This is a genomic window from Micromonospora sp. NPDC049203 (assembly GCF_043197215.1).
Lineage (GTDB): Bacteria > Actinomycetota > Actinomycetes > Mycobacteriales > Micromonosporaceae > Micromonospora.
The window spans coordinates 113,458-138,856 of record NZ_JBICSV010000001.1; the positions used below are offsets into that span (position 1 = coordinate 113,458).

Sequence of the window (25,399 nt, forward strand, 5' to 3'; positions counted from 1 at the left end):
CCAGGTGACCAGCGACCCGCCGGCCCGCCGTGCCCCGGCGGCCACGCCACCGGCCGACCCGCCCGTGGCGCGCTGGGATCCGGCCGGTGGCCTGGCCGCGCTGCGTGGTCTGCTGGCCCGGCCGCTGGCCTCGTACTACCTGCTGCTGTCCAGCGCCGGCCTGCTGCTGCTGATCGGCCTCACCATGGTCTTCTCCGCCACCAGCGTGAAGGACTTCGCCGAGGGCGGCGACGCGTCCGCGTCGCTGACCAAGCAGGCCGTGTTCGCGGTGATCGGCATCGGCGCGTTCTGGGCCTGTCAGCGGCTGCCCGCGCGCACGTTCCGGGCGGTGAGCCGCCCGGCGGTGGGCGTGGCGGTGGCGCTGCTGCTCACCCTCAACCTGCTCGTCGCGTTGAACTCGCTGTTCGGGGTGACGTCGATCGGGCCGTTGAAGGCCGAACTCCTCTCGCTCTCCCTGGGCCCGATCTCGCTGCAACCGGTCGAGGTGGCGAAGTTCGCGCTGGTGCTGTGGGCGGCGCACGTGCTGGCCCGCAAGGGTGCCGCGCTGGGCTGGTGGAAGGAACTGGCGACGCCGCTGTTCCCGGTGGTGGGCCTGCTGTTCGTCCTGGTCGGCTTCAACGACCTGGGCAGCATGCTCTGCCTGCTGGCGCTCGTGGTCGGGCTGCTCTGGGCGGCCGGCGTGCGGGGCCGGGTCTTCGCCGCGCTCTCCGCGATCGGTCTGGCCGGCATCGGCCTGCTGGTGGCCGCCGCCTCGCTCGGCGCCGGCTCCGGCTCCCGGGACGCCGACAACTACCGGCTCGGCCGTCTCACCATGTGGCTCGACCCGCCGGATCCGAAGACCTGCTTCGAGCAGCAGCTGGACTACTGCTACCAGCTCGTGCAGGCCCGCTACGCGATCGGCAACGGCGGCTGGTTCGGCGTCGGCCTGGGCCAGAGCTCGCTGAAGTGGAACTACCTGCCCGAGGCGCACAACGACTTCATCTTCGCCATCGTCGCGGAGGAGCTGGGCGTGGTCGGCTGCACAGTGGTCCTGACGCTGTTCGCCGTGCTCGCGTACACCGGGATGCGGATCGCCCGCCGGGTCGAGGACCCGTTCCGCCGGCTCGCCGCCGCCGGTGTGACCGCCTGGCTGGTCGGCCAGGCCGTCATCAACATCGGTGGCGTCACCGGCCTGCTGCCGCTGACCGGCGTACCGCTGCCGTTCATCTCCGACGGCGGCAGCGCCCTGGTGGTGACGCTCGCCGCGATCGGCATGCTCGCCTCGTTCGCCCGCGCCGAGCCGGACGCGGCGCGAGCGCTGCACGCCCGTCCGCCCGCCCGATGGGTCCGGCTAGTGTGGGCCCCGTTGCCGCCGCTTCCCGGCCGGCGCCGCCGACCGGCGCCGCCCCCGGCCGACCGAGGGTCCGTGCCCCGGTCCCGGCAGCGGCGGCAGGACGACCAGGCCGCGCCCCGCGGCGCCCGGTCCGACCGGGCGCGCGCCGGCGCGGCGAGCGAGAGGAGACGCTGATGGGTCCGCTGCGTTCGGTGGTGCTCTGCGGAGGGGGTACGGGCGGGCACATCTACCCGCTGCTCGCCTTCGCCGACTGCCTGCGCCGACACGACCCGAGCGTCCGGATCACCTGCCTGGGCACACCGAAGGGGCTGGAGAACGAGCTGATCCCGCCGGCCGGTTACGACCTGCGGCAGATCCCGGCCTACCAGCTTCCCCGGTCGGTCAACATGAGTCTGGTGCGCACCCCGGACCGGATGTGGAAGGCGGCGCGCGCGGCGGGCAAGGTGATCGACGAGGTCCAGGCCGACGCCGTGGTCGGCTTCGGCGGGTACGTCTCGGTGCCCGGTTACCTGGCCGCGTGGCGGCGGGAACTGCCCATCGTCATCCACGAGGTGAACGTGCCGCCGGGCGTGGCGAACCGGCTCGGGATGAAGTTCACCAAGAACGTCGCGGTGGGCTTCCCGCACCAGCCGGCCCAGGCCGAGGCGCTGCGCGACGCCCGCGTGGTGGGTGTGCCGCTGCGCCGGGGCATCGCCGGGCTGGACCGGGCGGCGCTGCGCGACGCCGCCCGCGCCCACTTCGGACTCCGTCCCGACCTGCCGGTGCTGTTCGTCGCCGGTGGCTCGCAGGGCGCCCGCTCGATCAACCTGGCGGTCTCCGGCGCGGCCAAGGAACTGGCCCGCAACGGCGTGCAGGTGCTGCACGTCATCGGCGCCCGCAACGAGCCGGTCTCGGTGCCCACCGACCTGCCGGTGCCGTACGTCACGCTGCCGTACCTGTCCGAGATGGAGCTGGGCTACGCCGCCGCCGACCTGATGCTGGCCCGGGGCGGCGCGATGACCTGCGCCGAGGTGGCCGCGATCGGCCTCCCCGCCGTCTACGTGCCCTACCCGCACAGCAACCAGGAGCAAAAGCGCAACGCGCTGCCGGTGGTGGAGGCCGGCGGCGGGCTGCTGGTCGACGACGCCGAGATGACCCCGGCGTGGCTGGAGCGGACGGTGATCCCGCTGATCCGGGATCCGCAGCGGCTGCACGCGATGGGTGCCGCCGCGGCCGGGTACGGCCGCCGGGACGGCGACGTGGCGCTGCTGAACTTCGTCTACGAGGCGGTCGCCCGCTGATGTGGGACACCGCGACGGGAAGGTACGTCTCATGAACACCGCGCAGTTCACGCCCGCCGGCACCATGACGGCGGAGGACCTGGGCCGGATCCACCTGATCGGGGTGGGCGGCGTCGGGATGGCCGGGCTGGCCCGGCTCTTCCTCACCCGGGGTCTGCCGGTCTCCGGCAGCGAGCTGCGGGAGTGGCCGTCGCTGGCCGGCCTGCGGGCGCTGGGCGGCACCATCCACTCCAGCCACGAGGCGTCCAACCTCGACGGGGTGGACACGGTGGTCTACTCCTCCGCCATCCCGCAGGACCACCTGGAGATGGTCGAGGCGCGTCGCCGGGGCCTGCGGGTGCTGCACCGCTCCGAGGCGCTCGCCGCCGCGATGACCGGCCGCCGCACGGTGGCGGTGGCCGGCACCCACGGCAAGACGTCCACCACGTCGATGGTCACCATGGTGCTCCAGCAGGCCGGCACCGACCCGTCGTTCGTGATCGGCGGCGAGATCTCCGAGGTGGGTTCCGGCGCGCACCACGGCACCGGCGAGCACTTCGTGGTCGAGGCGGACGAGAGCGACCGTTCCTTCCTCATCTACCGCCCGTTCGTGTCGATCATCACGAACATCGAGGCGGATCACCTCAACACCTACGGCGACCTGGCCACCCTGGAGGCGGCGTTCGCGGAGTTCGCCCGGCTCACCGACCCGGCCGGCTTCGTGATCACCTGCGCCGACGACGCGGGCGGGCGCCGGCTGGCCGAGACGCTGCGGGCCGAGGGCCGCCGGGTCTGGACGTACGGCGAGTCCGCCGGCGCGGACCTGCGGATGAGCGAGGTCGTCTCGTCCGCGCACGGGGTGCGCTACCAGGCCGAGATCGAGGGCCGGCCGCTGGGCGAGATCCGGCTGCCGGTACCGGGCCGGCACATGGCGCTCAACAGCGCCGGCGCGGTGCTCACCGCGTACCTGCTGGAACTGCCGGTGGCCGCCGCGGAGGCCGCGCTCGGCGCGTTCCCCGGCGTGCGGCGCCGCTTCGAGCGCAAGGGCGTGGCCGACGGCGTGCTCGTCTACGACGAGTACGCCTACCACCCGACCTCGATGACGCTGGCGTTGCAGACGCTGCGCGAGGTGGCCGGCGACGGCCGGCTGATCGTGGTGTTCCAGCCGTACCGGCTCTACCGCACCCGCGACAACCAGGCGGAGATCGCCGCCGCGCTCGGCATCGCCGACGAGGTGGTGCTGCTTGAGGTCTTCGGTCCCGGTGAGACGCGCCGCCCCGGTGAGGGCTCGGCCGCGCTGATCGAGGTGGTGCCGTTGCCGGCCGAGCGGAAGGTGTTCGTCGAGTCGTGGGACGACGTGCCGGGCGAGGTGGCCCGGCGGGCGCGCACCGGCGACGTGGTGGTGACCATGGGCGCGCCGCCGATCTCGCTGATGGGTGACCAGTTGCTCGACGCGCTGCTCGCCCGCTCCGGCGGGGGCGCGGGCCTCGGCGCCGGCGTCGACCCGGACGGCGCGGCGACCCCGGCCGGATGAGTCCCGGTCCGGCCCGTGGCCGTACCCCCGGACCGGACGGCGGCGGCGGGCGGCGCAGCCCGGCCCGGCGCTGGCAGCTGGTGCGGGCCAACGCGGACGCCGTGCCGCCGTCGACCCGCCGGTTCATGGCCCGCGCCCGGCAGCGGCGGATGCGGGCCGCGCTGCCCTGGGCGGTGGCCGCCGCGGTGCTTGCCGTCGCGGGCCTGGTCGCGTGGACGGTGCTGGGCACCGGGCTGTTCGGCGTGCGCGAGGTACGGGTGGTCGGCGCGCGGCTGGTCACCCCGGTGCAGATCCGCGACGCGGCGGCGGTGCCGGACGACGAACCGCTGGCCCGGGTGGACCTGGCCGCGACCGCGCGCCGGGTGGGCACGCTGCCGCCGGTGGAGAGCGCCACCGTGGAGCGGGACTGGCCGGGCACGCTGGTGATCCGGGTGCGGGAACGCACGCCGGTGGCGGCGGTGCCGCAGGGGGAGGGCTTCGTCGTCGTCGACGGCTCGGGCGTGGTCTTCCAGCGCCTGGACCGGGTGCCGGACGGGCTGCCGCAGATCCGGGTCGCCCGGCCGGGCCCCGACGACCCGGGCACGCGGGCCGGCCTGGCGGTGCTCGCCGCGCTGGGCGGGAAGCTGCGCGCGGAGCTGGTCGCGGTGGACGTGGCCGGGCTGGCGCGGATCACGCTGCTGCTGCGCGGCGAGCGTCAGGTCTTCTGGGGCGACGCCTCCCGGGGCGCGGACAAGTCCACAGTGGCTACCGCGTTGCTGAGCCGCAAGGCGGACCGGATCGACGTCAGCGCGCCGGACGTGGTCACGTTCGAGTGACCCGTGGCTCAACGAGCTGGGCTGTGTCCCCTGTCGCTCGGTCGGCGACACGCCGGAACAGGTCCTTGGCTCCTGGCGCGGCGGCGCATACGTTGCCCCGAAGAGATCAGTGGTTGACATAACTCTAAGCCTCTAGTAGAGGGTGAGGGTTCAGCCCGTCGGAGGCGACGAAGGACATGTTCGACCGCTGATCCGGCCAAGCCGTGTGGGGTCGGCCCATGCCAATCTCGAAGGGAAAGGACCGGAGATGACACCTCCGCACAACTACCTGGCGGTCATCAAGGTCGTCGGCATCGGGGGCGGCGGCGTCAACGCCGTCAACCGGATGATCGAGGTTGGGCTCAAGGGCGTCGAGTTCATCGCGATCAACACCGACGCGCAGGCGTTGCTGATGAGCGACGCCGACGTCAAGCTCGACGTGGGCCGGGAGCTGACCCGGGGACTGGGCGCGGGCGCCAACCCGGACGTCGGCAAGAACGCCGCGGAGGACCACCGCGACGAGATCGAGGAGGTCCTCAAGGGCGCGGACATGGTGTTCGTGACCTGCGGCGAGGGCGGTGGCACCGGCACCGGCGGCGCGCCGGTGGTGGCGAACATCGCCCGCAAGCTCGGCGCGCTCACCATCGGCGTGGTCACCCGGCCGTTCTCCTTCGAGGGCAAGCGCCGGCAGGTCCAGGCCGAGGCGGGCATCGAGGAGCTGCGCAACCAGTGCGACACGCTCATCGTGATCCCGAACGACCGGCTGCTCGCGCTCGGCGACCGCAACATCTCCATGATGGACGCGTTCCGCACCGCGGACCAGGTGCTCCTCTCCGGTGTCCAGGGCATCACCGACCTGATCACCACGCCGGGCCTGATCAACCTGGACTTCGCCGACGTCAAGAGCGTGATGAGCGGCGCCGGCAGCGCGCTGATGGGCATCGGCAGCGCCCGCGGCGAGAACCGCGCCGTGGAGGCGGCCGAGGCGGCCATCTCCAGCCCGCTGCTGGAGCAGAGCATGGACGGCGCGCGCGGCGTGCTGCTGTCCATCGCGGGCGGGTCGGACCTCGGCCTGTTCGAGATCAACGACGCGGCGCAGCTGGTCACCGACGCGGCCCACCCGGACGCGAACATCATCTTCGGCGCGGTCATCGACGACGCGCTCGGCGACGAGGTGCGGGTCACGGTGATCGCGGCCGGCTTCGACGGGGGCACGCCGGCGTACAAGGCGGTGGAGCCGCCGCGCAAGAGCAACCAGAACCCGCCGGCCCAGCCGAACGCGCCGGCGAGCCCGCCGGCCACCATGCCGGCACCGCAGCAGCCGTCGCGCCGGGTGCTCTTCGACGACGTCGACGTGCCCGACTTCCTCAAGAACGGGTCCTGAGCCGCGCCGATGACGGAGTCACAGACGGCGGTGCGGCCCGAGCGGCGCGCCGAACTCGCGGCCGGACTGGCCCGGGTCCGGGCCCGCATCGCCGACGCCTGTGCGGCGGCCGGGCGGCAGCGCGACGAGGTCACACTGGTCGCGGTGACGAAGACGTACCCGGCGGCGGACGTGGTCGCGCTGGCCGGTCTGGGCGTGACCGACGTCGGGGAGAACCGCGACCAGGAGGCGGCGCCGAAGGCCGAGGCGGTGGCCGCGGCCGGGGCGTCGCCGCGCTGGCACTTCATCGGCCAGCTGCAGCGCAACAAGGCCCGTTCGGTGGTCCGGTACGCCGACGTGGTCCAGTCGGTGGACAGCGTCCGGCTGGCCGCCGCGCTGGACGCCGCGGCCGGCGCCCTCCGGGACCGGCCGCTGGACGTGCTGGTGCAGGTGAGCATCGACGGCGACGCGGCCCGGGGCGGGGCGCTGCCGGGCGCGGCCGACCCGCAGCGCGGGCTCGACCCGGTGGCCGCGGCGGTGGCCGGCGCCGACGGTCTGCGGCTGGCCGGCCTGATGGCGGTGGCGCCGCTGGGCTGGGAGCCGGACCGGGCGTTCGCCCGGCTGGCCGAGGTGGCGGCGGCCCTGCGGGCCGACCATCCCGGCGCCACGGCGCTGTCGGCGGGCATGAGCGGAGACCTGGAGAGCGCGATCGGGTACGGCGCGACACATGTCCGTGTCGGCAGCGCGTTGCTCGGAATGCGCCCTGCGCTGCGGTAGCCTCACCACGACGGAAGCAAATTACATCAGTGTTGTTCAGGACGGCGTTCCCGTAGCCGGGGGCCGTGACGGGCGGACCGCGAACCGCACGTCAGGGGATTGCCGATCCGGTCCGGTGGGCATGATCGTCCACTCGTGATCAAGCGACACGGCACGGGGGCGCGTGCCGCACGGCGGACGGAAGGGCGCGGGGATGGGTGCACTGCGCAAGGCGGGGGTCTGGCTCGGTCTCGTCGAGGAGGACGACGAGCGGGCGTACGAGGACGGTGGCTACGACAAGGGTGGCTACCGGGACTCGTCGCGCTACCGGTCGAGCCGGTACGCCGAGGAGTTCGCCGACGAGGACGACGACGAGGCCGAGGAGCCGCCGACCACGCGTAGCCGGCTTGGCGAGCGCGGCCGGCTGTCCGAGCGCGCCTCCAGTCGCTCGGCCGACACCGACCGGGGCGAGACCGAGCGCCCGGAGCGGGTCGATCGCTCCAGCGTGCGGTCGATCACCCGGTCCTCCGCCGGGGAAACGTCGGGTGCCCTGACCTACCACACTCGGGACAATCTCGCCCTCGCGCCGCAGGCCCAGCCGCGCGAGCGGGAGCGCGTGGCGCCGGAGGACGAGCAGCGCTACCAGATCACCACGCTGCACCCGACCACGTACCGCGAGGCGCGGACCATCGGCGAGCACTTCCGCGACGGCGTACCGGTGATCATCAACCTCACCGAGATGGACGAGGCGGACGCCCGCCGGCTCGTCGACTTCGCCGCCGGGCTCGCGTTCGGTCTGCGCGGTACGATCGAGCGCGTGACCAACCGGGTGTTCCTGCTCTCACCGGCCAACGTCCAGGTCACCGCTGAGGACAAGGCCAAGATCGCTGAGGGCGGCTTCTTCAGCCTGAGCTGACCATGACCGAGGGACGTCGCCTGCCGTGTTGTCGATCCTGTTCCAGGTGCTCTACCTGGTGCTGTACATCTTCCTAATTGTCCTATTGGCGCGCTTCGTACTGGGCGCGGTGCTGGCCTACGGTCGCCGCTGGCAGCCGGGCCGGGGAGCGTCGGCGGGACTGGAAGTCGTGTGGAGCGTCACTGATCCGCCCCTGCGAGCGTTGAGGCGTGTGATCCCGCCACTGCGAATTGGTACCGTGAGCATCGACCTGGCCTCCCTTGTGCTCCTGGTTATCCTGTTCGTGCTGATGGAGTTCGTGTTTAGGCGCCTGATCTTCGCGTTTGCCTGACCAGAGCGCTTTCGCGGCCGCAACTGACCCGAGGAGTTTCGATGCCGCTGACCCCGGCCGACGTTCACAACGTCGCCTTCAAAAAGCCGCCGATCGGCAAGCGGGGGTATGACGAGGAGGAGGTCGACGCCTTCCTGGACGAGGTCGAGCGCGAGCTGGCCCGTCTGATCGAGGAGAACAACGAGCTGCGCGCCCAGGTGGAGCGCGGCGGTCGGGGTGGCGCTCCCGCCGGCCCCGGCGGTGACGCCCGCCTCGCGGCGGAGCTCAACGACGTCAAGGCCCAGCTCGACCGGGTGCAGCGGGACAAGGCGGCCGCCGAGCAGGCGGCCCGTGCGATGCAGGCCGAGCTGGAGCAGGTACGCGCGCAGGGTGGCCCGGCCGGCGTGACCGGCGACGGCGAGCAGCAGGCGCTGCGGGTGCTCATGATGGCCCAGCGCACCGCCGACGACCACGTCTCCGACGCCCGTCGCGAGGCCGACCAGCTGCTCTCCGAGGCCCGTTCCAAGGCCGAGGAGGTCACCCGGGAGGCGCGCGCCAAGGCCGACGCCCTGGAGCGGGACGCCCGCCAGCGGCACCAGGAGGCCATGGGCGGCCTGGACGCCAAGCGCACCGCGCTGCAGAAGCACATCGAGGAGCTCAAGCAGTTCGAGCGCGAGTACCGCACCCGCCTCAAGGCCTACCTGGAGAGCCAGCTGCGTGACCTCGACGGTCGCGGCCAGGGCCTCGAGGTGGAGATGAACCGCGAGGGCAACCGCGCCACCGGCAGCAACGGTCTCGCCGCGGCCGGCCTGGCCGGCTCCTACGGCGGTGGCCGCGCGGGCTCGCTCGAGTCCGGCCGCTGATCCCGCGTCGGGGGGGGGGGGGGGGGGGGGGGCCCCCCCCCCCCCCCCCCCCCCCCCCCCCCCGCCGACCGGTCAGGAGACGGTGCAGGCGGAACCGTTCAGGGTGAAGGCGGCGGGCCTCGCGGTGCTGCCGGTGTGCGTGCCGTTGAAGCCGAAGCTCGTCGACGCCCCCGCCGCGATCGTCCCGTTGTAGGACAGGTTCGAGGCGGTCACCGCGGCGCCGGTCTGGGTCACGTTCGCCGACCACGCCTGCCCGACCTTCTGCCCGCTGCTCGGGAACGTGAACGCCAGCGTCCAGCCGTTGATCGCCGTGGTGCCGGTGTTGGCGACCGTGATGTTCGCGGTGAACCCGGTGTCCCAGGTGTTCGCCGTCCAGGTCACCGCGCAGCCGCCGCCGACCGGCGGGGCCGTGGTGGTCACCGTGACGCCGGGCGACGGGGGCGACACGTTTCCGGCCGCGTCCACCGCCACCACGGTGAAGGTGTACGTGGTGGAGGCGGTCAGCCCGGTCACCGCCAGCGTGGTGCCGGTGGTCGAGCCGACCAGGACGGTCCCGCCGCGGTAGACGCGGTAGCCGGTGACCCCGACGGCGTCGGTGGACGGCCCCCAGGTCAGCGTCAGGCCGGTCGCACCGACAGCGGAGGCGGTGGGCGTGCCGGGCACGGTCGGCGGTGTGGTGTCCGGCGCCGGGCCGGCCGGCGTGGTGACGCTGACGGCAGCCGACGCCGCGGACCGGTTGCCGGCGCCATCGAGCGCCCGCACGGTGAACTGGTACGTCCGTTCCGGCGCCAGCCCGGTCACGGCCAGGGTGGTCCCGGTCGAGGCGGTGACGACCGGGTCGGCGCCGGCCGAGGTACGGGTCACCTCGTACCCGGCCAGGCCGCTGCCGCCGGTGTCTGTGGAGGCAGCCCAGGTCAGCGTGAGCCCGCTGGACGTGACGGCGGACGCCACGGGCGTGCCGGGCACGCTCGGCGCGGTGGTGTCCGGGGTGGCCGGTCCCGGCTCCTCGCCCCAGACGCGCACGCCGCCGGAGTAGAGCGGCACCTTGCGGTTCGGCCCGGCGGTGGCCTGGTAGGACGGGTCGTTCGTCGGGTCCCAGGTGCCGCCCTCCGGCACCCCGATCTTGAACTGGACCTCCATCCGGTGCTGCGACTGCCCGGCCGGCGCGATGGTGTAGCCGGTGCAGTCGACCTCGACGTACCAGATGTCGCCGGAGAACTGCTTCGCCGCCGACGGCGACGGGCAGCCCTGGGTGTAGCCGGGGGTCACCGTCACCGGGCCGGTGCCGTCGGGCCGGAAGTAGTACCGGAACTTACCGGTGGTCAGCGCCCGGGCCGGGAACGCGGACTTGTTGTAGATGATCGCCTTGAGCCCGGTGGCGCGCGGCTCGGCCTGCATGACAGTGGTCTCCACTGTCATCTCGTCCATGTCGGGCGTCTCGGCGGACGGGAAACCGGCGCGCGGGCTGCCGCCGTACTCGTTCGCGAGCCGGGCCAGCGCGGAGGTGAAGCCCGCGTTGTAGTCGGTGGCCACCTCGTTCATCACGTAGTCCGACCGGCTGTCGGTGTACGCGTCGTTTGCCGCCGACGGGCCACCGACGAGCGCGCCGTAGAGCACGTGGCGGGTCTCGACGGGCACGGTCTGGCTGTCCCACCAGGAGCCGTGCGCGGTGCGGTGGTGCGGGTTGCGCGGCGAGTTGGCGCCGAAGCCGATCTGGTAGCTGGAGTTGCGCGGGTTGTCGCCGAGCGCGTAGTTGATCTGCCGGACGGCGAAGTCGTGGTAGCGCGCCTTACGCGTGGTGTCGGTGGTCTTGTCGCTGTAGACCAGCGCGGCGAACGCCGTGTTGGAGGCGTACCGCAGCGCGCCCCAGGAGTCGAGCACCGCCATCCCGCCGGGCGAGTACGGCACCCGCTGCCCGTTGACGCCCACCGTCCAGTAGTCCAGCCACCGGTTGGCGTCGTCGGCGTACTTCTGCTTGCCGGTCAGGTTCGCCAGCAGCACGTAAGCGCCGAACTGCTTGTTGTCCCAGGCGATGGTCCACTTGTAGGAGCGGGTGGTGGACTGCGGCTCGGTGCCGAGCTTGTCGTACTCGCTCTCGGCCTTGGTCAGGTAGGTGGCGTCGCCGGTGGCCCGGTACAGCCAGATCGCGCCCCACACCAGCTCGTCCTGGTAGCCGCTCCACGACTTGTAGAAGCTCGTCGCGTCGGTGATGCACTCGTGGTAGCTCTTCCGCACGGTGTCGGCGAACGTGTAGAGCTGCTTGGCGTGGCCGAGCAGCTTGTCCGCGTAGGCCGCGTCGGTGGGCCGGAAGACCATGGACGAGGCGGCCATCGCGGCCGCCGTCTCCCCCGCCAGGTCCGCGCCGCCACAGCTCGCGTCGATCTTGTACGCGGGCCGCGCCATCGGCATCACCTCGGCCGGGCCCCACCACTTGTGGTCGTCGTCGCCCTTGCCGACCTGTCCGTAGAGGACGTTCGGGGCGACGTGCGCCTTGACGAAGTAGTCGTTGACGAAGCGCAGGTTGTTCAGCAGGTGGGTGAGCTGGCCGGAGGCGACGTACCCGTCGCGGTACTCGACCGCGCCCCACGCCAGCATGGTGGCGCTGAACGCCATCGGGAAGCCGAACTTCACGTGGTCACCGGCGTCGTACCAGCCGCCGGTGAGGTCGACACCGGCGTCGGCGCCGTCGGTGAGCGCCGAGTCGCCGCGCCAGGAGACGCGGTTCCAGGACGGCTTACGGCCGGACTGCTGCGCCTCGTAGAAGAACAGCGACTTCTGCAACGCCTCGGCGTAGTTGAACGCTGGTGCGGCCTGCGCGGCGGCGGACGCGGGTGGCGGGGCGGCGACGGCCGTGGCCAGGCCGACGGCCAGCGCGGCGCCTGCGGCGAACAGCCGGCGGAGCCGGGACCGGCCTCCGGGCGGCGATATCGGACGGGGCATGGCGAGCTCCTGTGGCTGGCGCCGGGGCGGCAGCCGGAGCGGGACGGGGATTCGGGGCTCCGGCTGCCGCGTGGCGGTGGTGGTGGGTATCCGGGAAGCCTCGGGAGCGCTCCCATGGATAAACGACAATGTAATGCGCCGTTCATCACAGGGGAAGAGCGCACTGATCCGGGACGTCCGGGCGTACTCACGGGTAACCATCGGGAGCTGGATCACACTATCGATAGAAATCGATATAGAGAGTGTTCTTTCCCAGCTCAGGGGCATCGCCGACGTGTCGAACGCACCCCCGAGGGGGTCGGCGGCAGCTCGGCCGTCCTGGCATACGAGCGTACGGTTGCCCGGCCGTTCGGCCCCGCGGGACAGTACGCCTCACCTGCGGTGCCATCGACGCCGCCGCTCCCCGGACGACACTGAGGAGATCGCGATGGCTCTACGACTCGCCGAGGGCACCTCCTGGTCCGACACGCTCGCCCGGGCGGTGGCCGCCACGCCCGAGGCGTTCGGCACCGGCCCCGACGGCGCCACCACGCTGCACAACCTCGTCCAGGGCGACTGGCGCGCGCTCGGCACGCCCACCGCCGTCCGTACCCCGGTGGACAACACCGTGCTGATCGGCTTGGCCCGCCTCGACGCCGACACCGCACGCGCCGCCGTCGCCCACGCCGCCGACGCGCACCGGGAGTGGGCGCAGACCCCGCTGGCCGAGCGCATCGCCCGGGTCACCGACGCGCTCGACGCGCTCACCGCGCACCGCGACCTGCTCGCCCTGCTGCTGGTCTGGGAGATCGGCAAGCCGTGGCGGCTGGCCTGCGCCGACGTGGACCGCGCACTGGACGGCGTGCGCTGGTACGTGCGGGAGATCGAGCGGATGCTCGCCGACGGCCGGGAGCCGCTGCCCGGCCCGGTCAGCAACATCGCCTCCTGGAACTACCCGATGAGCGTGCTGGTGCACGCCGAGCTGGTGCAGTTGCTGGCCGGCAACGCGGTGATCGCCAAGACCCCCTCCCAGGGCGGCGCGGTCTGCCTCACCGTCGCGCACGCGCTGATGCGCCGCGCCGGGCTGCCCGCCACGCTGCTGTCCGGCAGCGGCGAGGAGCTGTCCGAGGTGCTCGTCCGCGCACCGGAGATCGGCGCGGTGGCGTTCGTCGGCGGGCGCTCCAACGGCGGCAAGGTCGCCGCCGCGCTGCTCGACTGCGACAAGCGGCACTTCATCGAGCAGGAGGGCCTGAACGCCTGGGGCATCTGGAACTTCTCCCAGTGGGACACGCTCGCCGCGCACCTGCGCAAGGGCTTCGAGTACGGCAAGCAGCGCTGCACCGCGTACCCCCGGTTCGTGGTCCAGCGCGACCTGGTCGACGAGTTCCTCGACATGTACCTGCCGGTGGTTCGCTCGATCCGCTTCGGCCATCCACTCGCGGTGGACGAGACGTGGCGGGCCGGCGACCCGTTGCCGGAGCTGGACTTCGGGCCGCTGATCAGCGGCGCCAAGGCCGACGAGCTGCGGCGCAAGGTCGACGAGGCGGTACGCGGCGGCGCCGTGCCGCTGCACCGCGGCAAGCTCGGCGGGGCGCCGTTCCTGGACGGGCAGGACACGTCCGCGTACGTCGCCCCGGCCGTGCTGCTGGCCCCGCCCGGCCGGTCCCGCCTCATGCACGCCGAGCCGTTCGGCCCGGTCGACACGATCGTCGTGGTGGACACCACAGACGAGCTGCTGGCCCAGATGAACGCCTCCAACGGCGCGCTCGTCGCGTCGCTGGCCTGCGACGACGAGGAGCTCGCCGGCAAGCTGGCGGTGGACCTCCAGGCCTTCAAGGTGGGCATCAACAAGCCGCGCTCCCGGGGCGACCGGGACGAGCCGTTCGGCGGCCGGGGCGCGTCCTGGAAGGGCGCGTTCGTCGGCGGCGACCTGCTCGTGCAGGCGGTCACAGTGGGCGGCGACGGCCGGCTTTACGGCAACTTCCCCGACTACAGCAGCTACCCGGCCACCTGATCGCGAACAGACGGGCGGGGCCCCCGCATCGGGAGCCCCGCCGTGTCACCGTCCTCCGTATCGGAGGTCGGCCCTGGTGGCGCGTGACCGCGCCGGTTGCGGCCGTCCGTCCGTACCCCTCGGGTGTGCCGCGCCGTTGCGGCGCACCTCCGTGGTCCGGCCGGCGGCCGTCAGCTCAACTCGACCGCTGTGCCGGCACCGCGGCCTCGGCGCGCGCGAACTGATCCGTCGGCTGCCGCACGGTCAGCGGCAGCGTCGCGGTCAGCACGGCGCCGTCGCGTTCCATCGCCACCGGCCGGTCCAGCCGGCGCAGCGTCCGCAGCATCGGCGTGTTCTCGGACTGCACGTGCAGCAGCACGGCGGCGTACCCGGCCCGGTCGGCGTGGCCCAGCAGGCGGCGCAGCAGCGCCGAGCCGAGACCCCGGCGCTGCCAGTCGTCGCGGACCAGCAGCGCCGCCTCGGCCTCGTCGCCCTCGCCGAGCAGGTTCGCCATCGCCACGACCGGCTCCGCCGCCCCGCCGGAGCCCGCCGTGGCGAGCAGTGTCACGCCCCGGGCCGGTTCCAGCAGCCGGCGCAGCCGGGCCGGCGACGGGTCCGCCGCACCGCTCAGGTAGCGCCGCTGCCGGCTGCGCGCCGAGCAGGCGGCGTGCAGGTCGCGTACGCCGGGGACGTCCTCGGCGGTCGCGGCCCGCACCGACACCTCGCCGCCGTCCGGCAGCACCAGCGTGATCCGGTCGGCGTCCCGCCGGGCGAGCGTGGCCGCCAGCTCGACCAGGGCCTGCGCGCGGGCGTACTCGGCCGGGGTGAAGCTGGGCTCCCGGCGGTGCAGTTCGTGGGCGCCGCCAGCCGGGTCGGCGAGCACCATCGTGGTGCCGCCCACCCCGCCCGGCGCGGCGGCGGGCGTCGGACGCCAGCTCACCGCGTCCGCGCCGAGCAGCGTCCGCAGCACCGCGCCGGTCGCCTCCGGGTCGCGGACCAGCCGCCCGGCGAGCCCGAGCACCCGGGTCGGCTCGTCGGCCAGCCCGCGCGCCTCGCTGCGCGCGACCCAGCAGTCCCGGCCCCGGCCCCGCTCGACGGCGGCCCGCAGCTCCGCCTCGGTCACCTGCTCGGGCGCGTCGACCAGAAAGTCGTCGACCGCGCCGGCCTCGGTGGTGTGCACCTGCACGCTGAGGATGTTGACCCCGCGCAACGCGAGGCTCGCCGTGAGCACCGACAGATAGCCGGGCCGGTCGTCCACGGTGGCTCGGATCCGCCACAGCGCCATGGTTGTCTCCCTTCCTCGGCACCGACCATGCCGTCCGCCTGTTGCGGGCCCGTTGCCCCGGGGTGACGCGGGCCGTCCGGTCAGGTGACCGTGGTCACGGGCGGCGTGCCGACCAGGTCCAGCCGGTCACCGAGGATCACCGCGCTGGCGCGGACGAGCTGGGCGAGCCGGTCCACCTCGGTGGAGTGGAACCCGGCGGCGGTGAGCGGTTCGCTGTGGTCGCGGGCGACCACGAGCACCAGCCCGGCCCGGCCGAACGGCGCCACCGCGTAGTGGTGGCCCTCCGGGCTGGTCATCGCGCGTGCCCGCAGCGGGGTCACCTCCGGCAGCCGGGGCGGCGCCGGCGCCCGCCAGCTCGCGTGCCCGACGGCGGCGACGCCGGCCCCGCCGCTGCGTGAGGCCCAGTCCAGGGGTACGACGGCGGCCACCGCCCAGTCCGCGGCGAGGAGCCCCGGCACCGCGTCGACGAGCGTGGCCATCCCCTCCACCGGGTTGGCCGCCACCTGGGCCAGCAGTTCGGCGTCCTGCCCGGTGGTGGTGGGCGCGCCGATCGCACGCCACACGCCGTCCACCCGGACGCCGGGGATCGCGGCCAGCCCGGCGAGCATCCGCTCCACCCGCGCCGCACCGGGCCAGACCACTGTGAAGTCGTCCACCGCCCGGCCGCCGAGCCGTTCCAGCACGACCACCTGCACGATGTCCGCGCCGGAGACGCCGAGTGTGCGGGCCACCTGGCCGAGCGTGCCCGGACGGTCCGGCAGGGTCACCCGAACTCTCAGCAGCATGTCTGATCCCCTCCGCTCGGCGGGCCGGCGGCGCGCCGGCAGGCTGGGGCCCAGCCTGCCGGTTGACCATTTCGCCCCTGTTGCAAGGGCATGTCCCGCCGGGAAAACCCGACCTTGACAACAAAGCTGAGCTGCCATCAACTAATCGGATGACCGATCCGGCCGCCGATGTCGCCGCGCCCTCGACCGGTCCCGCCCCGCGCGGGCTCGACCTCGACCGGCTCGCCGCCCATCTGGCCGTCCACCGGCCGGACCTGAGCGGGCCGCTGTCGGCCCGGCTGATCGCCGGCGGCAAGTCCAACCTCACCTACCTGCTGCGCGCCGGCGACCGCGAGGTGGTGCTGCGCCGGCCGCCGCTGGGGCACGTGCTGGCCACCGCGCACGACATGGTCCGCGAGCACCGGGTGATCTCGGCGCTCGCGCCGACCGGCGTACCGGTGCCGGAAGCGCTGCTGCTCTGCGCCGACGACCATGTCATCGGCGCGCCGTTCTACCTGATGGCGAAGGTCGACGGCGAGGTCTACCGGCGGCGGGAGCAGACCGACACGCTCACCGACGCGCAGCGGCGCGACCTCGCGATGGCGATGATGGACACGCTCGCCACGCTGCACCGGGTCGAGCCGGCCGAGGTGGGGCTCGCCGACTTCGGCCGCCCGGCGGGCTACCTGGCCCGGCAGATACGCCGCTGGGCCGGCCAGCTCGACCGGTCCCGCAGCCGGCCACTGCCCGGCATCGACCAGCTGCGCGACGCGCTGGCCGCCAGCGTGCCCGAGGGCGCCAACGCCGGCCGGATCGTGCACGGCGACTACCGGCTGGACAACCTCCTCGCCACCGTCGACCCGGTGGCCGTGCGGGCCGTGCTCGACTGGGAGATGGCCACCCTCGGCGACCCGCTGGCCGACCTCGGCCTGCTGCTGACGTACTGGGACGTGCTCGGCGACAGCGACCACGGCGAGGGCAACCCGGTGGCCGACGGCATCGGGCCGCGCGCCGGCTTCCCCACCGGCGCCGAACTGATCGAGCGGTACGCCGGGCGCAGCGACGTCGACGTCGGCCCGCTGCACTGGCACGTGGCACTCGGCTGTTTCAAGCTCGCGGTGATCTGCGAGGGCATCCACTACCGGCACACGCTCGGGCAGACGCTGGGCGAGGGTTTCGACCGGATCGGCGACATGGTGGCGCCGCTCGTGGCACACGGGCTGCGCGCGGTGAGGGAGAGCTGATGGAGTTCGCGTACGACGACCGCACTGTCGAACTGCGGCAGCGGCTGGAGGCGTTCCTCACCGAGTGCGTCTACCCGGCCGAGCCGGTGCACCACGAGCAGGTGCTCGCGGCCGGCGACCCGTGGGCCCGCCCGCCGGTGATGGAGGAGCTGAAGGCGCAGGCGCGGGAGCGCGGGCTGTGGAACCTGTTCCTGCCGGACGCCCGCTACGGCGCCGGGCTGACCAACCTGCAGTACGCGCCGCTGGCCGAGCTGACCGGCCGCAGCCCGCACCTGGCCCCGGAGGCGCTCAACTGCGCCGCGCCGGACACCGGCAACATGGAACTGCTGGCCGAGTTCGGCTCGGAGGAGCAGCGCAAGCAGTGGCTCATGCCGCTGCTCGCCGGCGAGATCCGGTCCGCGTTCTGCATGACCGAGCCGGACGTGGCCTCCTCCGACGCGACGAACATCGGCACCCGGATCACCCGCGACGGCGACCACTACGTGATCAACGGCCGCAAGTGGTGGTCGTCCGGAGCGATGGACCCGCGCTGCGAGATCTTCATCGTGATGGGCAAGACCGACCCGGACGCCGAGCGGCACCGCCAGCAGAGCATGATCCTGGTCCCCCGGGACACCCCCGGCGTGACGGTACGGCGCGGGATGCGGGTCTTCGGCTACAGCGACGCCCCGCACGGCGGCCACGCCGAGATCGACTTCACCGACGTGCGGGTGCCGGCGGAGAACCTCGTCGGCGAGGAGGGCACCGGGTTCGCCATCGCCCAGGCCCGGCTCGGCCCCGGCCGCATCCACCACTGCATGCGCCTGGTCGGCATGGCCGAGCGGGCCCTGGAACTGCTCTGCCGCCGGGTGCTCGACCGGGTCGCGTTCGGCCGCCCGCTCGCCGAGCAGGGCGTGGTACGCGAGTGGATCGCCGAGTCGCGGGTCCGGATCGAGCAGGCCCGCCTGCTGGTGCTGAAGACCGCGTGGCTGATGGACACCGTCGGCAACAAGGGCGCGCACACCGAGATCCAGGCCATCAAGATCGCTACGCCGCTGATGGTCGAGTGGGTGATCGACAAGGCGATACAGGCGTACGGCGGGGCCGGGGTCAGCCAGGACACCCCGCTGGCCGAGCTGTGGGCGCAGGCCCGCACGCTGCGCCTGGCCGACGGTCCGGACGAGGTCCACCGCGCGTCGCTGGCCCGGCGCGAGCTGCGCCGCTGGGCCTGACCGGCTCAGCCGAGGGGGTTTGTCAGGCGGAGCCCCGGTGGATCAGTTCGGTGTCCAGCAGCACGTGCGGGGAGGGGACCTCCTCGCCGCGGATGCGGGAGACCAGCAGCCGGGCCATCTGCCGGCCCATCTCCTCCACCGGCTGGAACACGGTGGTCAGCGGCGGCTCGGCCTGGCGCGCGATCGGGGCGTCGTCGAAACCGATCACCGCCACGTCCTCGGGCACCCGGCGGCCGGCCTCGCGCAACGCGCGCAGCGCGCCGAAGGCCATCAGGTCGGAGGCGACGAACACGGCGTCCAGTTCCGGGCAGACGTCGAGCAGCCGGCGCATGGCCGCGGTGCCGCTGCCCTCGCTGAAGTCGCCGTACGCGATCAGACTCGGATCGACCCGGCCGCCGGCCGCGCGCACGGCCTCCTGGTAGCCGGAGAGCCGGGCCAGGCCGGCGCCCATGTCCTGCGGGCCGGCGATGGTCGCGACCCGCCGGCGGCCCTTGCGGAACAGGTGCTCCACCGCCTGCCGCGCGCCACCGACGTTGTCCATGTCGACGAACCACGCCGGCTGCGCGTTCGGGTGCAGCATCCGGGCCGGGCGGCCGCCGAGCACCGTCGGCAGGCCGCGCTCCTCCAGCAGCGTGGGCAGCGGGTCGGAGTCGTGCAGGGAGAGCAGGAGCACGCCGTCCACGTGCTGGTTGGTCAGGTGGTGCTCGACCCGTTCCCGCTCGATCGGCGACTGCACCATGGCCAGCCAGAGCTGCATCGGCGTCTCCACCAGCCCGGAGCTGACACCCCGGACGATGGCCGCGAAGAACGGCTCGGTGAAGACCCGCTCCCCCGACTCGGACACGACCAGGGCGACCGAGTCGGTCCGCTGGGTGACCAGCGCACGGGCGGCGCGGTTCGGCACGTACCCCAGCTCGGCGATGGCCTGCTGGACCGCGGCCCGAGCCTCCGGGCTGACCTGCGGCGACCCGTTGACCACGCGGGAGACCGTGCCGCGCCCGACGCCGGCGCGGGCCGCGACCGCGTCGAGGGTCGGACGCCCGAGCGAGCGGGTGCGCTGCGTTGTCATCGTCTGTGCTCCTCCGACGGTCGGGCGGGCCCGGCACCGATTGGGGCGTCGGCGCCGGGCCGCCCGTTACTGGCTGGCCCAGCTTATTGTGCGGGCAGTCCGTTGCGTCGGATCACGTCGGCGTACCACCTGGCGCTGGACTTCGCGATCCGGGCCTGGCTGTCGTAGTCGACATAGACCATGCCGAACCGCTTCGTGTAGCCCCAGGCCCACTCGAAGTTGTCCATCAGCGACCAGGCGAAGTAGCCCTTGAGCGGCACACCGGCCTCGATCGCGGCGTGCGACGCGCGCAGGTGCGCGGCGAAGTAGGCCAGCCGGTCCGGGTCGTCCACCCGGCCGTCGACCACCTCGTCGACGAAAGCCGACCCGTTCTCGGTGACGTAGATCGGCAGGTCGGTGTACTCCCGGTGGACCCGCTCCAGCGTCTCCACCAGGCCCGGTGCGTCGATCTCCCAGTCCATGTCCGTCACCGGGACACCCCGGGTGACGAACCGGACGTCCTCGCTGCCCGGCCAGCAGGACGGTGCCCGCCAGTAGGGCTCCGGCTCCGCGCCCTCGACCGGCGCGGCGACCACGTGCCGGCTGTAGTAGTTGACGCCGACCATGTCCAGCGGCGTGGAGATGGTCGCCAGGTCGCCGTCGCGCACGTGCCCCATGTCGGTGACACCGCGCAGGTCCGCCACGAGGTCCGCCGGGTACGCGCCGCGCAGCACCGGGTCGAGGAAGAACCGGTTCGCCAGCGCGTCGATCCGCCGGGCCGCGTCGGCGTCCGCCGCCGACTCGCTCGCCGGGGTGACCGGGTAGAGGTTGACGGTGATGCCGAGCTGCGCCTCCGGGCGGGCCGCGCGTACCGCCTGCACGGCCAGGCCGTGACCGAGCATCAGGTGGTGCCCGGCCCGGACCGCGTCCGCGCCGTTCCGGCGGCCCGGCGCGTGCACGCCGGAGCCGTAGCCGAGGAACGCCGAGCACCACGGCTCGTTCAGCGTGGTGAAGTACTTCACCCGGTCACCGAGCGCCTCGGCGACCAGGTGGGCGTACTCGGCGAAGCGGCCGGCGGTGTCCCGGGCCGGCCAGCCGCCCGCGTCCTCCAGCGGCTGCGGCAGATCCCAGTGGTAGAGCGTCAGCCACGGCTCGATGCCGTGGCCGAGCAGCTCGTCGATCAACCGGCGGTAGAAGTCCATGCCCTCCTGGTTGATCCCGCCCGTGCCGCCCGGCTGCACCCGCGGCCAGCTCACCGAGAAGCGGTACGACCGCAGGCCCAGGTCGGCCATCAGCCGCACGTCGTCAGGCATCCGGTGGTAGTGGTCGCACGCCACGTCGCCGGTGTGCCCGGCCACCGTCCGGCCCTCGGTGTGGCTGAAGGTGTCCCAGATCGACGGGGCACGGCCGCCCTCCGTCGCCGCGCCCTCGATCTGGTACGCGGCGGTGGCCGCGCCCCAGAGGAAGTCGGGCGGGAAGGTGAGGGCCGGACCGGCGTCGAGGACGCCGACGGCGGGTGGGCTTGCTGGGTTGCTCACGACTTGACGGCGCCTTCCATGATGCCGCCGATGATCTGGCGGCCGAACAGAACGAACACGACGAACAGGGGCAGGGTCGCGATCAACGTACCGGCGAAGATCTGCGAGTTGTCGGCGAAGTAGGCGGTGTTGAGGCTGCGCAGCGAGATCTGGACGGTCGGGTTGGACGGGTCCGCCAGCACCACGAACGGCCAGAAGAACTGGTTCCACTGCTCCATGAAGGTCAGCAGACCCAGCACCGCGGCGGCCGGACGCAGCGCGGGCGCCACCACGTGCCAGTACACCCGCCAGGTGGAACAGCCGTCCACCCGGGCCGCCTCGATCAACTCGTTCGGTACCGCCTGCTCGGCGTACTGGCGCATCATGAAGATGCCGAAGCCGCCGATCAGGAACGGAACGGTCACCGACGGCATGGTGTTCAGCCAGTCGAGCTTGGCCATCAGGATGTACAGCGGCAGCACGCCGAGCTGGATCGGCACCATCATCGAGGTGAGGATGATCAGCAGCAGCGCGTTCTTGCCCCGGAAGCGCAGCTTGGCGAACGCGAAGCCGGCCAGCGAGCCGAAGAACACCGTCGCGACGGTGATCGTCCCGGAGACCAGGAACGAGTTCATCAGGCCCTTGACGATGTTGGCGTCGCTGTTGGCGAGCACCCGCTCGATGTTCTCGCCGAGCTTGCCGCCGGGCAGGAACGGCGGCGGCCAGGAGTTGGCCGCGTCGTTCGTCCGGCTGGCGATCACGATCATCCAGTAGAACGGGAACAGGGAGAGCAGCACGCCGAAGATCAGGCCGATCATGGTGAGCGGGCTGGCCTTCCAGAGCCGCTCGGCCCGGTGGGTGGTCTTCACCGGCGGGTTCTGCCGGGTGGGCGGGCGGACGGCGGTGGTCGTCATCTCGTCACCTCACTTGTCGGAGCTGATGCGGCGGGCGAGCAGGTAGTTGATCGCCGACATCAACGCGATGAGCACGAAGAGCACGAGCGCGACCGCCCCGGCGTACCCCCACCGGAAGCGCTGGTTCATCACGTCGAGCAGGTACATCGTGATGGTCTGGAACTGGCCCTCCGAACCGCCGGAGAGACCACCCGAGCCGCTGGTGAACAGCAGGGGCTCGGTGAACAGCTGCAGGCCGCCGATGGTGGAGATGATCAGCGTGAAGATGATCGTGGGGCGCAGCTGCGGGACCGTGATGGACCAGAACTGACGCCGCCGGGAGGCGCCGTCCAGCGCCGCGGCCTCGTACATGTCCTTGCTGATCGACTGCATGGCGGCCAGGTAGATCAGCGCGTTGTAGCCGACCCAGCGCCAGTCCACCATGGTGGAGATGGCGAACCAGGAGGCGAAGCGGTTCGCCCGCCAGTCGATCGGGTCCAGGCCGACGCTGTCGAGCAGCCAGTTGACCAGGCCGAAGTCCTTGGCGTAGATCATCGAGAAGATCAGCGCGACCACGGCGGTCGAGGTGATGATCGGCATCGCGATCGCCATCCGGAAGAACGTCTGCGCGCGCAGCTTCCGGTTCAGCGCGTTGGCGAGCATCAGCGCCAGCAGCAACTGCGGCACCGTGGAGAGCAGGAACATGCCGAAGGTGTTGACCACCGCGTTCCAGAACTGCGGGTCCTGGGTGATCAGTTCGACGAAGTTGTCCATCCCGACGAAGGAGATGGTCGAGTTCAGCGGCGACCGGTCGGTCAGCGCGATCCAGACCGTGTACGCGATCGGGTACACGCCGAACACAGCGAAGATCACGAAGAACGGCAGGACGTACAGGTACGGCGAGTACTTCAGGTCCAGGCGCGTCAGTGAGGCGGAACGGCGGCGCGTGTGACGAGCGGCGCGCGGCGGGCCGGGTTCGGGCGGCGCCGCGGCGTGCAGGTCGAGGCTCATGGGGAGTCCTTCTCCTCGGCCGGCGTCACCCGCCACACGGGCGACGCCGGACTCTGCGGGCACCGCGGGTGGCGCCGGCAGCCGGGGCTGCCGACGCCACCCGCGGGCGGCTCAACCGGTCACTTACCGGCGGCCGCACCGTTCTTCAGGGCCGCCTGCCACTGCTCGCCGGCCGACTTGCCCTGCTCCACGGCGCGCAGGCTGTTCTCCACAGCGGTGCGGACCGCGTTGTTCTTCGGGCCGAGGTAGACCGGCTTCAGCTCGGTGGCGCCGGCGGCGAAGATCTTGCCGACCGGGGCCTTGCTGAAGTAGTCGTTGGTCGAGTCGGCCACGGCCGGGTCGGTGAGCGCCTGCGGGTTCGAGGGCAGGTTGCCGACCGCCTTGTACGCGCCGATCTGACCCTTGGCGCTGGTCAGGAACTTGGCCAGCTCCGCGGCCTCCTTCTGGTGCTTGCTCGACTTCGGCACGCCGAGGAAGGAGCCGCCCCAGTTGCCACCGGCGCCCGGCGCCTTGGCGATGTCCCACTTGCCGGCCGCCGCGTCACCGGCCTGGCCCTTGATGACACCGGTCATCCAGGCGGGGCAGGCGATGGTGGCGAAGGTGCCGTTCTTGAAGCCGGCGTTCCACTCGTTGGAGAACGACTGGAGGTTGTTGGACAGCCCCGCGGCGATCATCTTGGTGGTGAGGTCGTACGCGGTCTTCACGTCCGGGTTCTGGTCGATGACCATCTTGTTGCTCTTGTCGTAGTACGTGTAGCCGCTGCCCTGGCCCGCGATCTGCATCAGCACGACGTTGTAGAAGTTGGTCGCCGAGTCGACGAACTTGTGCTTCTTGTCGGCGGCGGCGAACGTCTGGCCGGCCTCGATGAACTTGTCCCAGGTGGGCCAGAGCGCGCCGACCTGCTCGCGGTCGGTGGGCAGCCCGGCGGCCTTGAACAGGTCGCTGCGGTAGCACAGCGCCATCGAGCCGACGTCGGTGCCGAGGCCCAGCACCTTGCCGTCGGGGGTGGTGCCCTGCTCCCACTTCCACGGCAGGAAGTTGCCCTTGAGGTCGTTCGCGCCGTGGTCGGCCAGGTTCACGAACTTGTCGGCCTGGGCGTAGAACTGGACGATGGTGCCCTCTTCCAGGGCCACCACGTCACCGGCGCCCGAACCCGCGGTGATCTGCTGGGTCAGGCGGGTGTTGTAGTCACCGAGGCCGAGGCCCTTGCCCCGCTCCTGGATCTTGACGTTCGGGTGCTCCGACTCGTACTGCTTGTACAGCTCTTCGTAGCCGAAGCCCTGGTCGCCGAAGACGTCGACGACCAGCGTGACCGGGCCGCTGCCGCTGCCGCTGTCGCCGCTGTCCGAGTCGTCGCCGCAGGCGGCGGTGGTGCCGAGCACGACGACGGACGCGAGCGCGATGGCCGCGAACCGCCGACGACGGATTGGGACGCTCATCCGAGACCCCTCTTTCGGTGGTGAGGCGATATCTGCTGTGTGGTGGGGGGTGCGTGTCGCGCGGGCCGGAGCGGGCAGGAGGGAGATCCGCACCACTCTCGGGAGCGCTCCCATGAGGTTGCCGGGAGGTGACAGGGGTGTCAATAGACCGTTGGGAGCGTTCCCATTTCGTTACCGCGTGGACGCCCGGGCTCTCGGCGGAGGCCGCTGTCAGCGGCACTGCCTGCCCCGTCGTCACCGGCGGCCGGCGCCGCGGGCCAGCAACGGCCGGCGCTGCGGCGGCTCGGCGGCGCTGCGTTCAGCGGCTCGGCGGCTCGGCGGCGCTGCGGTCAGCAGCAGCGGCGCAGCAGGACTGTGGCGCGGGCCGGATCGAACGCGGCCGGGTCGAACGCCGAGCCGGCCCACTCACGCATGGTCAGGTGCTCCGGATGCCCCGGATCGGCGAGCGCGGCCAGCATGACCGCGTAACCGGCCGGACCGCCCACGTCCTCGGGCGGGCACGCGCGCTCGCCGTCCAGGCAGACCGGGTAGCTCTCGTCCGGGTCGGCGGCGCAGGCGTCCTCCACCACCAGGTCGTGCTCCCACCAGTCGCCGAAGTCGTAGGTGTAGCGGAACCGGTCGCCCTTGCCGACCAGCGCGTCCAGCCGGACGTCCAGCTCGTCGCGCAGCGCCGGTTCGCCGTCCGGGTCGGGCTCGCCGTACTGCCGGCCGCCGACGTCGAACGAGTGCAGGTGACAGTCGCGCCAGCCCATCGCGTGCTGGATCACCCGGTGCAGCCGGTCCAGGGTGTAGCCGCCGGGCACCAGAACCCGCCGCCACACCGGCGGCCGGACACCGGCCAGCGACACCGTGAGCTGGAAGATCTGACGCGACACGACGTCCCGTCCTTCCTGGGCATAGGCTGCCTGCATGATCTGCCGAGCCTGCCGGGAACGGCGGCACGACGA

Annotated in this window: 21 protein-coding genes; 12 read left to right on the forward strand and 9 right to left on the reverse strand. The window is 72.6% G+C overall.

Annotated features, from left to right (window positions below; translation table 11 throughout):
* The first annotated feature begins 4 nt into the window (after positions 1-4).
* From ACGFIA_RS00510 to ACGFIA_RS00550, 9 genes are all read left to right on the forward strand, one after another.
* A complete protein-coding gene (locus ACGFIA_RS00510) occupies positions 5-1,507 on the forward strand; it encodes an FtsW/RodA/SpoVE family cell cycle protein (RefSeq protein WP_393258567.1) in 1,503 nt (500 codons plus the stop codon).
* Positions 1,507-2,613, forward strand: coding sequence for an undecaprenyldiphospho-muramoylpentapeptide beta-N-acetylglucosaminyltransferase (murG, locus tag ACGFIA_RS00515; RefSeq protein WP_354870154.1), 1,107 nt, complete (start codon positions 1,507-1,509; stop codon positions 2,611-2,613). The genes ACGFIA_RS00510 and murG overlap by 1 nt, the downstream gene beginning before the upstream one ends.
* A gap of 31 nt (positions 2,614-2,644) precedes the next feature.
* Positions 2,645-4,126, forward strand: a complete 1,482-nt coding sequence (gene murC, locus ACGFIA_RS00520; protein ID WP_393257657.1) for a UDP-N-acetylmuramate--L-alanine ligase — start codon at positions 2,645-2,647, stop codon at positions 4,124-4,126.
* Positions 4,123-4,941: a cell division protein FtsQ/DivIB gene (locus tag ACGFIA_RS00525; protein WP_393257660.1), complete on the forward strand. Its 819-nt coding sequence runs from the start codon at positions 4,123-4,125 to the stop codon at positions 4,939-4,941. The genes murC and ACGFIA_RS00525 overlap by 4 nt, the downstream gene beginning before the upstream one ends.
* A gap of 247 nt (positions 4,942-5,188) precedes the next feature.
* Entirely contained in the window at positions 5,189-6,304 is a 1,116-nt protein-coding gene (gene ftsZ, locus ACGFIA_RS00530; RefSeq protein WP_357380788.1) for a cell division protein FtsZ, read from the forward strand.
* A gap of 9 nt (positions 6,305-6,313) precedes the next feature.
* Positions 6,314-7,060 carry a YggS family pyridoxal phosphate-dependent enzyme gene (locus ACGFIA_RS00535; RefSeq protein WP_357469554.1) on the forward strand — a complete coding sequence of 249 codons (747 nt, stop codon included), beginning with the start codon at positions 6,314-6,316 and terminating at the stop codon, positions 7,058-7,060.
* 193 nt (positions 7,061-7,253) lie between these two features.
* Positions 7,254-7,955 carry a cell division protein SepF gene (locus tag ACGFIA_RS00540; RefSeq protein WP_393257665.1) on the forward strand — a complete coding sequence of 234 codons (702 nt, stop codon included), beginning with the start codon at positions 7,254-7,256 and terminating at the stop codon, positions 7,953-7,955.
* Positions 7,956-7,980: 25 nt separating this feature from the next.
* Complete coding sequence (locus ACGFIA_RS00545) at positions 7,981-8,286, forward strand: YggT family protein (protein ID WP_357380794.1); 306 nt, start codon at positions 7,981-7,983, stop codon at positions 8,284-8,286.
* A 41-nt stretch (positions 8,287-8,327) separates the two neighbouring features.
* Positions 8,328-9,128 (forward strand): DivIVA domain-containing protein, encoded by an 801-nt coding sequence (locus tag ACGFIA_RS00550; RefSeq protein ID WP_357380797.1) that lies wholly within the window; start codon positions 8,328-8,330, stop codon positions 9,126-9,128.
* A 72-nt stretch (positions 9,129-9,200) separates the two neighbouring features.
* Here the strand turns inward: ACGFIA_RS00550 and ACGFIA_RS00555 are convergent, their stop codons facing one another.
* Positions 9,201-12,068, reverse strand: coding sequence for a glycoside hydrolase family 9 protein (locus ACGFIA_RS00555; RefSeq protein WP_393257669.1), 2,868 nt, complete (start codon positions 12,066-12,068; stop codon positions 9,201-9,203).
* A gap of 427 nt (positions 12,069-12,495) precedes the next feature.
* Here ACGFIA_RS00555 and ACGFIA_RS00560 point away from each other — a divergent pair, with 427 nt between their 5' ends.
* Complete coding sequence (locus ACGFIA_RS00560; RefSeq protein WP_357467539.1) at positions 12,496-14,061, forward strand: aldehyde dehydrogenase family protein; 1,566 nt, start codon at positions 12,496-12,498, stop codon at positions 14,059-14,061.
* Between the two features lie 175 nt (positions 14,062-14,236).
* Here the strand turns inward: ACGFIA_RS00560 and ACGFIA_RS00565 are convergent, their stop codons facing one another.
* Both ACGFIA_RS00565 and ACGFIA_RS00570 read right to left on the reverse strand, forming a co-directional pair.
* Positions 14,237-15,325 (reverse strand): GNAT family N-acetyltransferase, encoded by a 1,089-nt coding sequence (locus ACGFIA_RS00565; protein ID WP_357389971.1) that lies wholly within the window; start codon positions 15,323-15,325, stop codon positions 14,237-14,239.
* 80 nt (positions 15,326-15,405) lie between these two features.
* Positions 15,406-16,110 (reverse strand): amino acid-binding protein, encoded by a 705-nt coding sequence (locus ACGFIA_RS00570; RefSeq protein ID WP_357389973.1) that lies wholly within the window; start codon positions 16,108-16,110, stop codon positions 15,406-15,408.
* Positions 16,111-16,259: 149 nt separating this feature from the next.
* Here ACGFIA_RS00570 and ACGFIA_RS00575 point away from each other — a divergent pair, with 149 nt between their 5' ends.
* Complete coding sequence (locus ACGFIA_RS00575; RefSeq protein WP_357389975.1) at positions 16,260-17,333, forward strand: phosphotransferase family protein; 1,074 nt, start codon at positions 16,260-16,262, stop codon at positions 17,331-17,333.
* A complete protein-coding gene (locus tag ACGFIA_RS00580; protein ID WP_357467531.1) occupies positions 17,333-18,544 on the forward strand; it encodes an acyl-CoA dehydrogenase family protein in 1,212 nt (403 codons plus the stop codon). Before ACGFIA_RS00575 ends, ACGFIA_RS00580 begins: the two co-directional genes overlap by 1 nt.
* A gap of 22 nt (positions 18,545-18,566) precedes the next feature.
* Here the strand turns inward: ACGFIA_RS00580 and ACGFIA_RS00585 are convergent, their stop codons facing one another.
* The 6 genes from ACGFIA_RS00585 to ACGFIA_RS00610 all read right to left on the reverse strand — a co-directional run bounded on the left by ACGFIA_RS00585 (position 18,567) and on the right by ACGFIA_RS00610 (position 25,327).
* Positions 18,567-19,613, reverse strand: a complete 1,047-nt coding sequence (locus ACGFIA_RS00585) for a LacI family DNA-binding transcriptional regulator (RefSeq protein ID WP_393257676.1) — start codon at positions 19,611-19,613, stop codon at positions 18,567-18,569.
* Between the two features lie 83 nt (positions 19,614-19,696).
* Positions 19,697-21,130 carry a GH1 family beta-glucosidase gene (locus tag ACGFIA_RS00590; protein ID WP_357389981.1) on the reverse strand — a complete coding sequence of 478 codons (1,434 nt, stop codon included), beginning with the start codon at positions 21,128-21,130 and terminating at the stop codon, positions 19,697-19,699.
* Positions 21,127-21,927 carry a carbohydrate ABC transporter permease gene (locus ACGFIA_RS00595; RefSeq protein ID WP_030274682.1) on the reverse strand — a complete coding sequence of 267 codons (801 nt, stop codon included), beginning with the start codon at positions 21,925-21,927 and terminating at the stop codon, positions 21,127-21,129. The genes ACGFIA_RS00590 and ACGFIA_RS00595 overlap by 4 nt, the downstream gene beginning before the upstream one ends.
* A 105-nt stretch (positions 21,928-22,032) precedes the next feature.
* On the reverse strand, positions 22,033-23,013 hold the full coding sequence (locus tag ACGFIA_RS00600; protein WP_357389983.1) for a sugar ABC transporter permease: 981 nt from the start codon (positions 23,011-23,013) through the stop codon (positions 22,033-22,035).
* A gap of 119 nt (positions 23,014-23,132) precedes the next feature.
* Entirely contained in the window at positions 23,133-24,452 is a 1,320-nt protein-coding gene (locus ACGFIA_RS00605; protein WP_357389985.1) for an extracellular solute-binding protein, read from the reverse strand.
* Positions 24,453-24,781: 329 nt separating this feature from the next.
* A complete protein-coding gene (locus ACGFIA_RS00610; RefSeq protein WP_357467528.1) occupies positions 24,782-25,327 on the reverse strand; it encodes a plasmid pRiA4b ORF-3 family protein in 546 nt (181 codons plus the stop codon).
* Between the last annotated feature and the right edge of the window lie 72 nt (positions 25,328-25,399).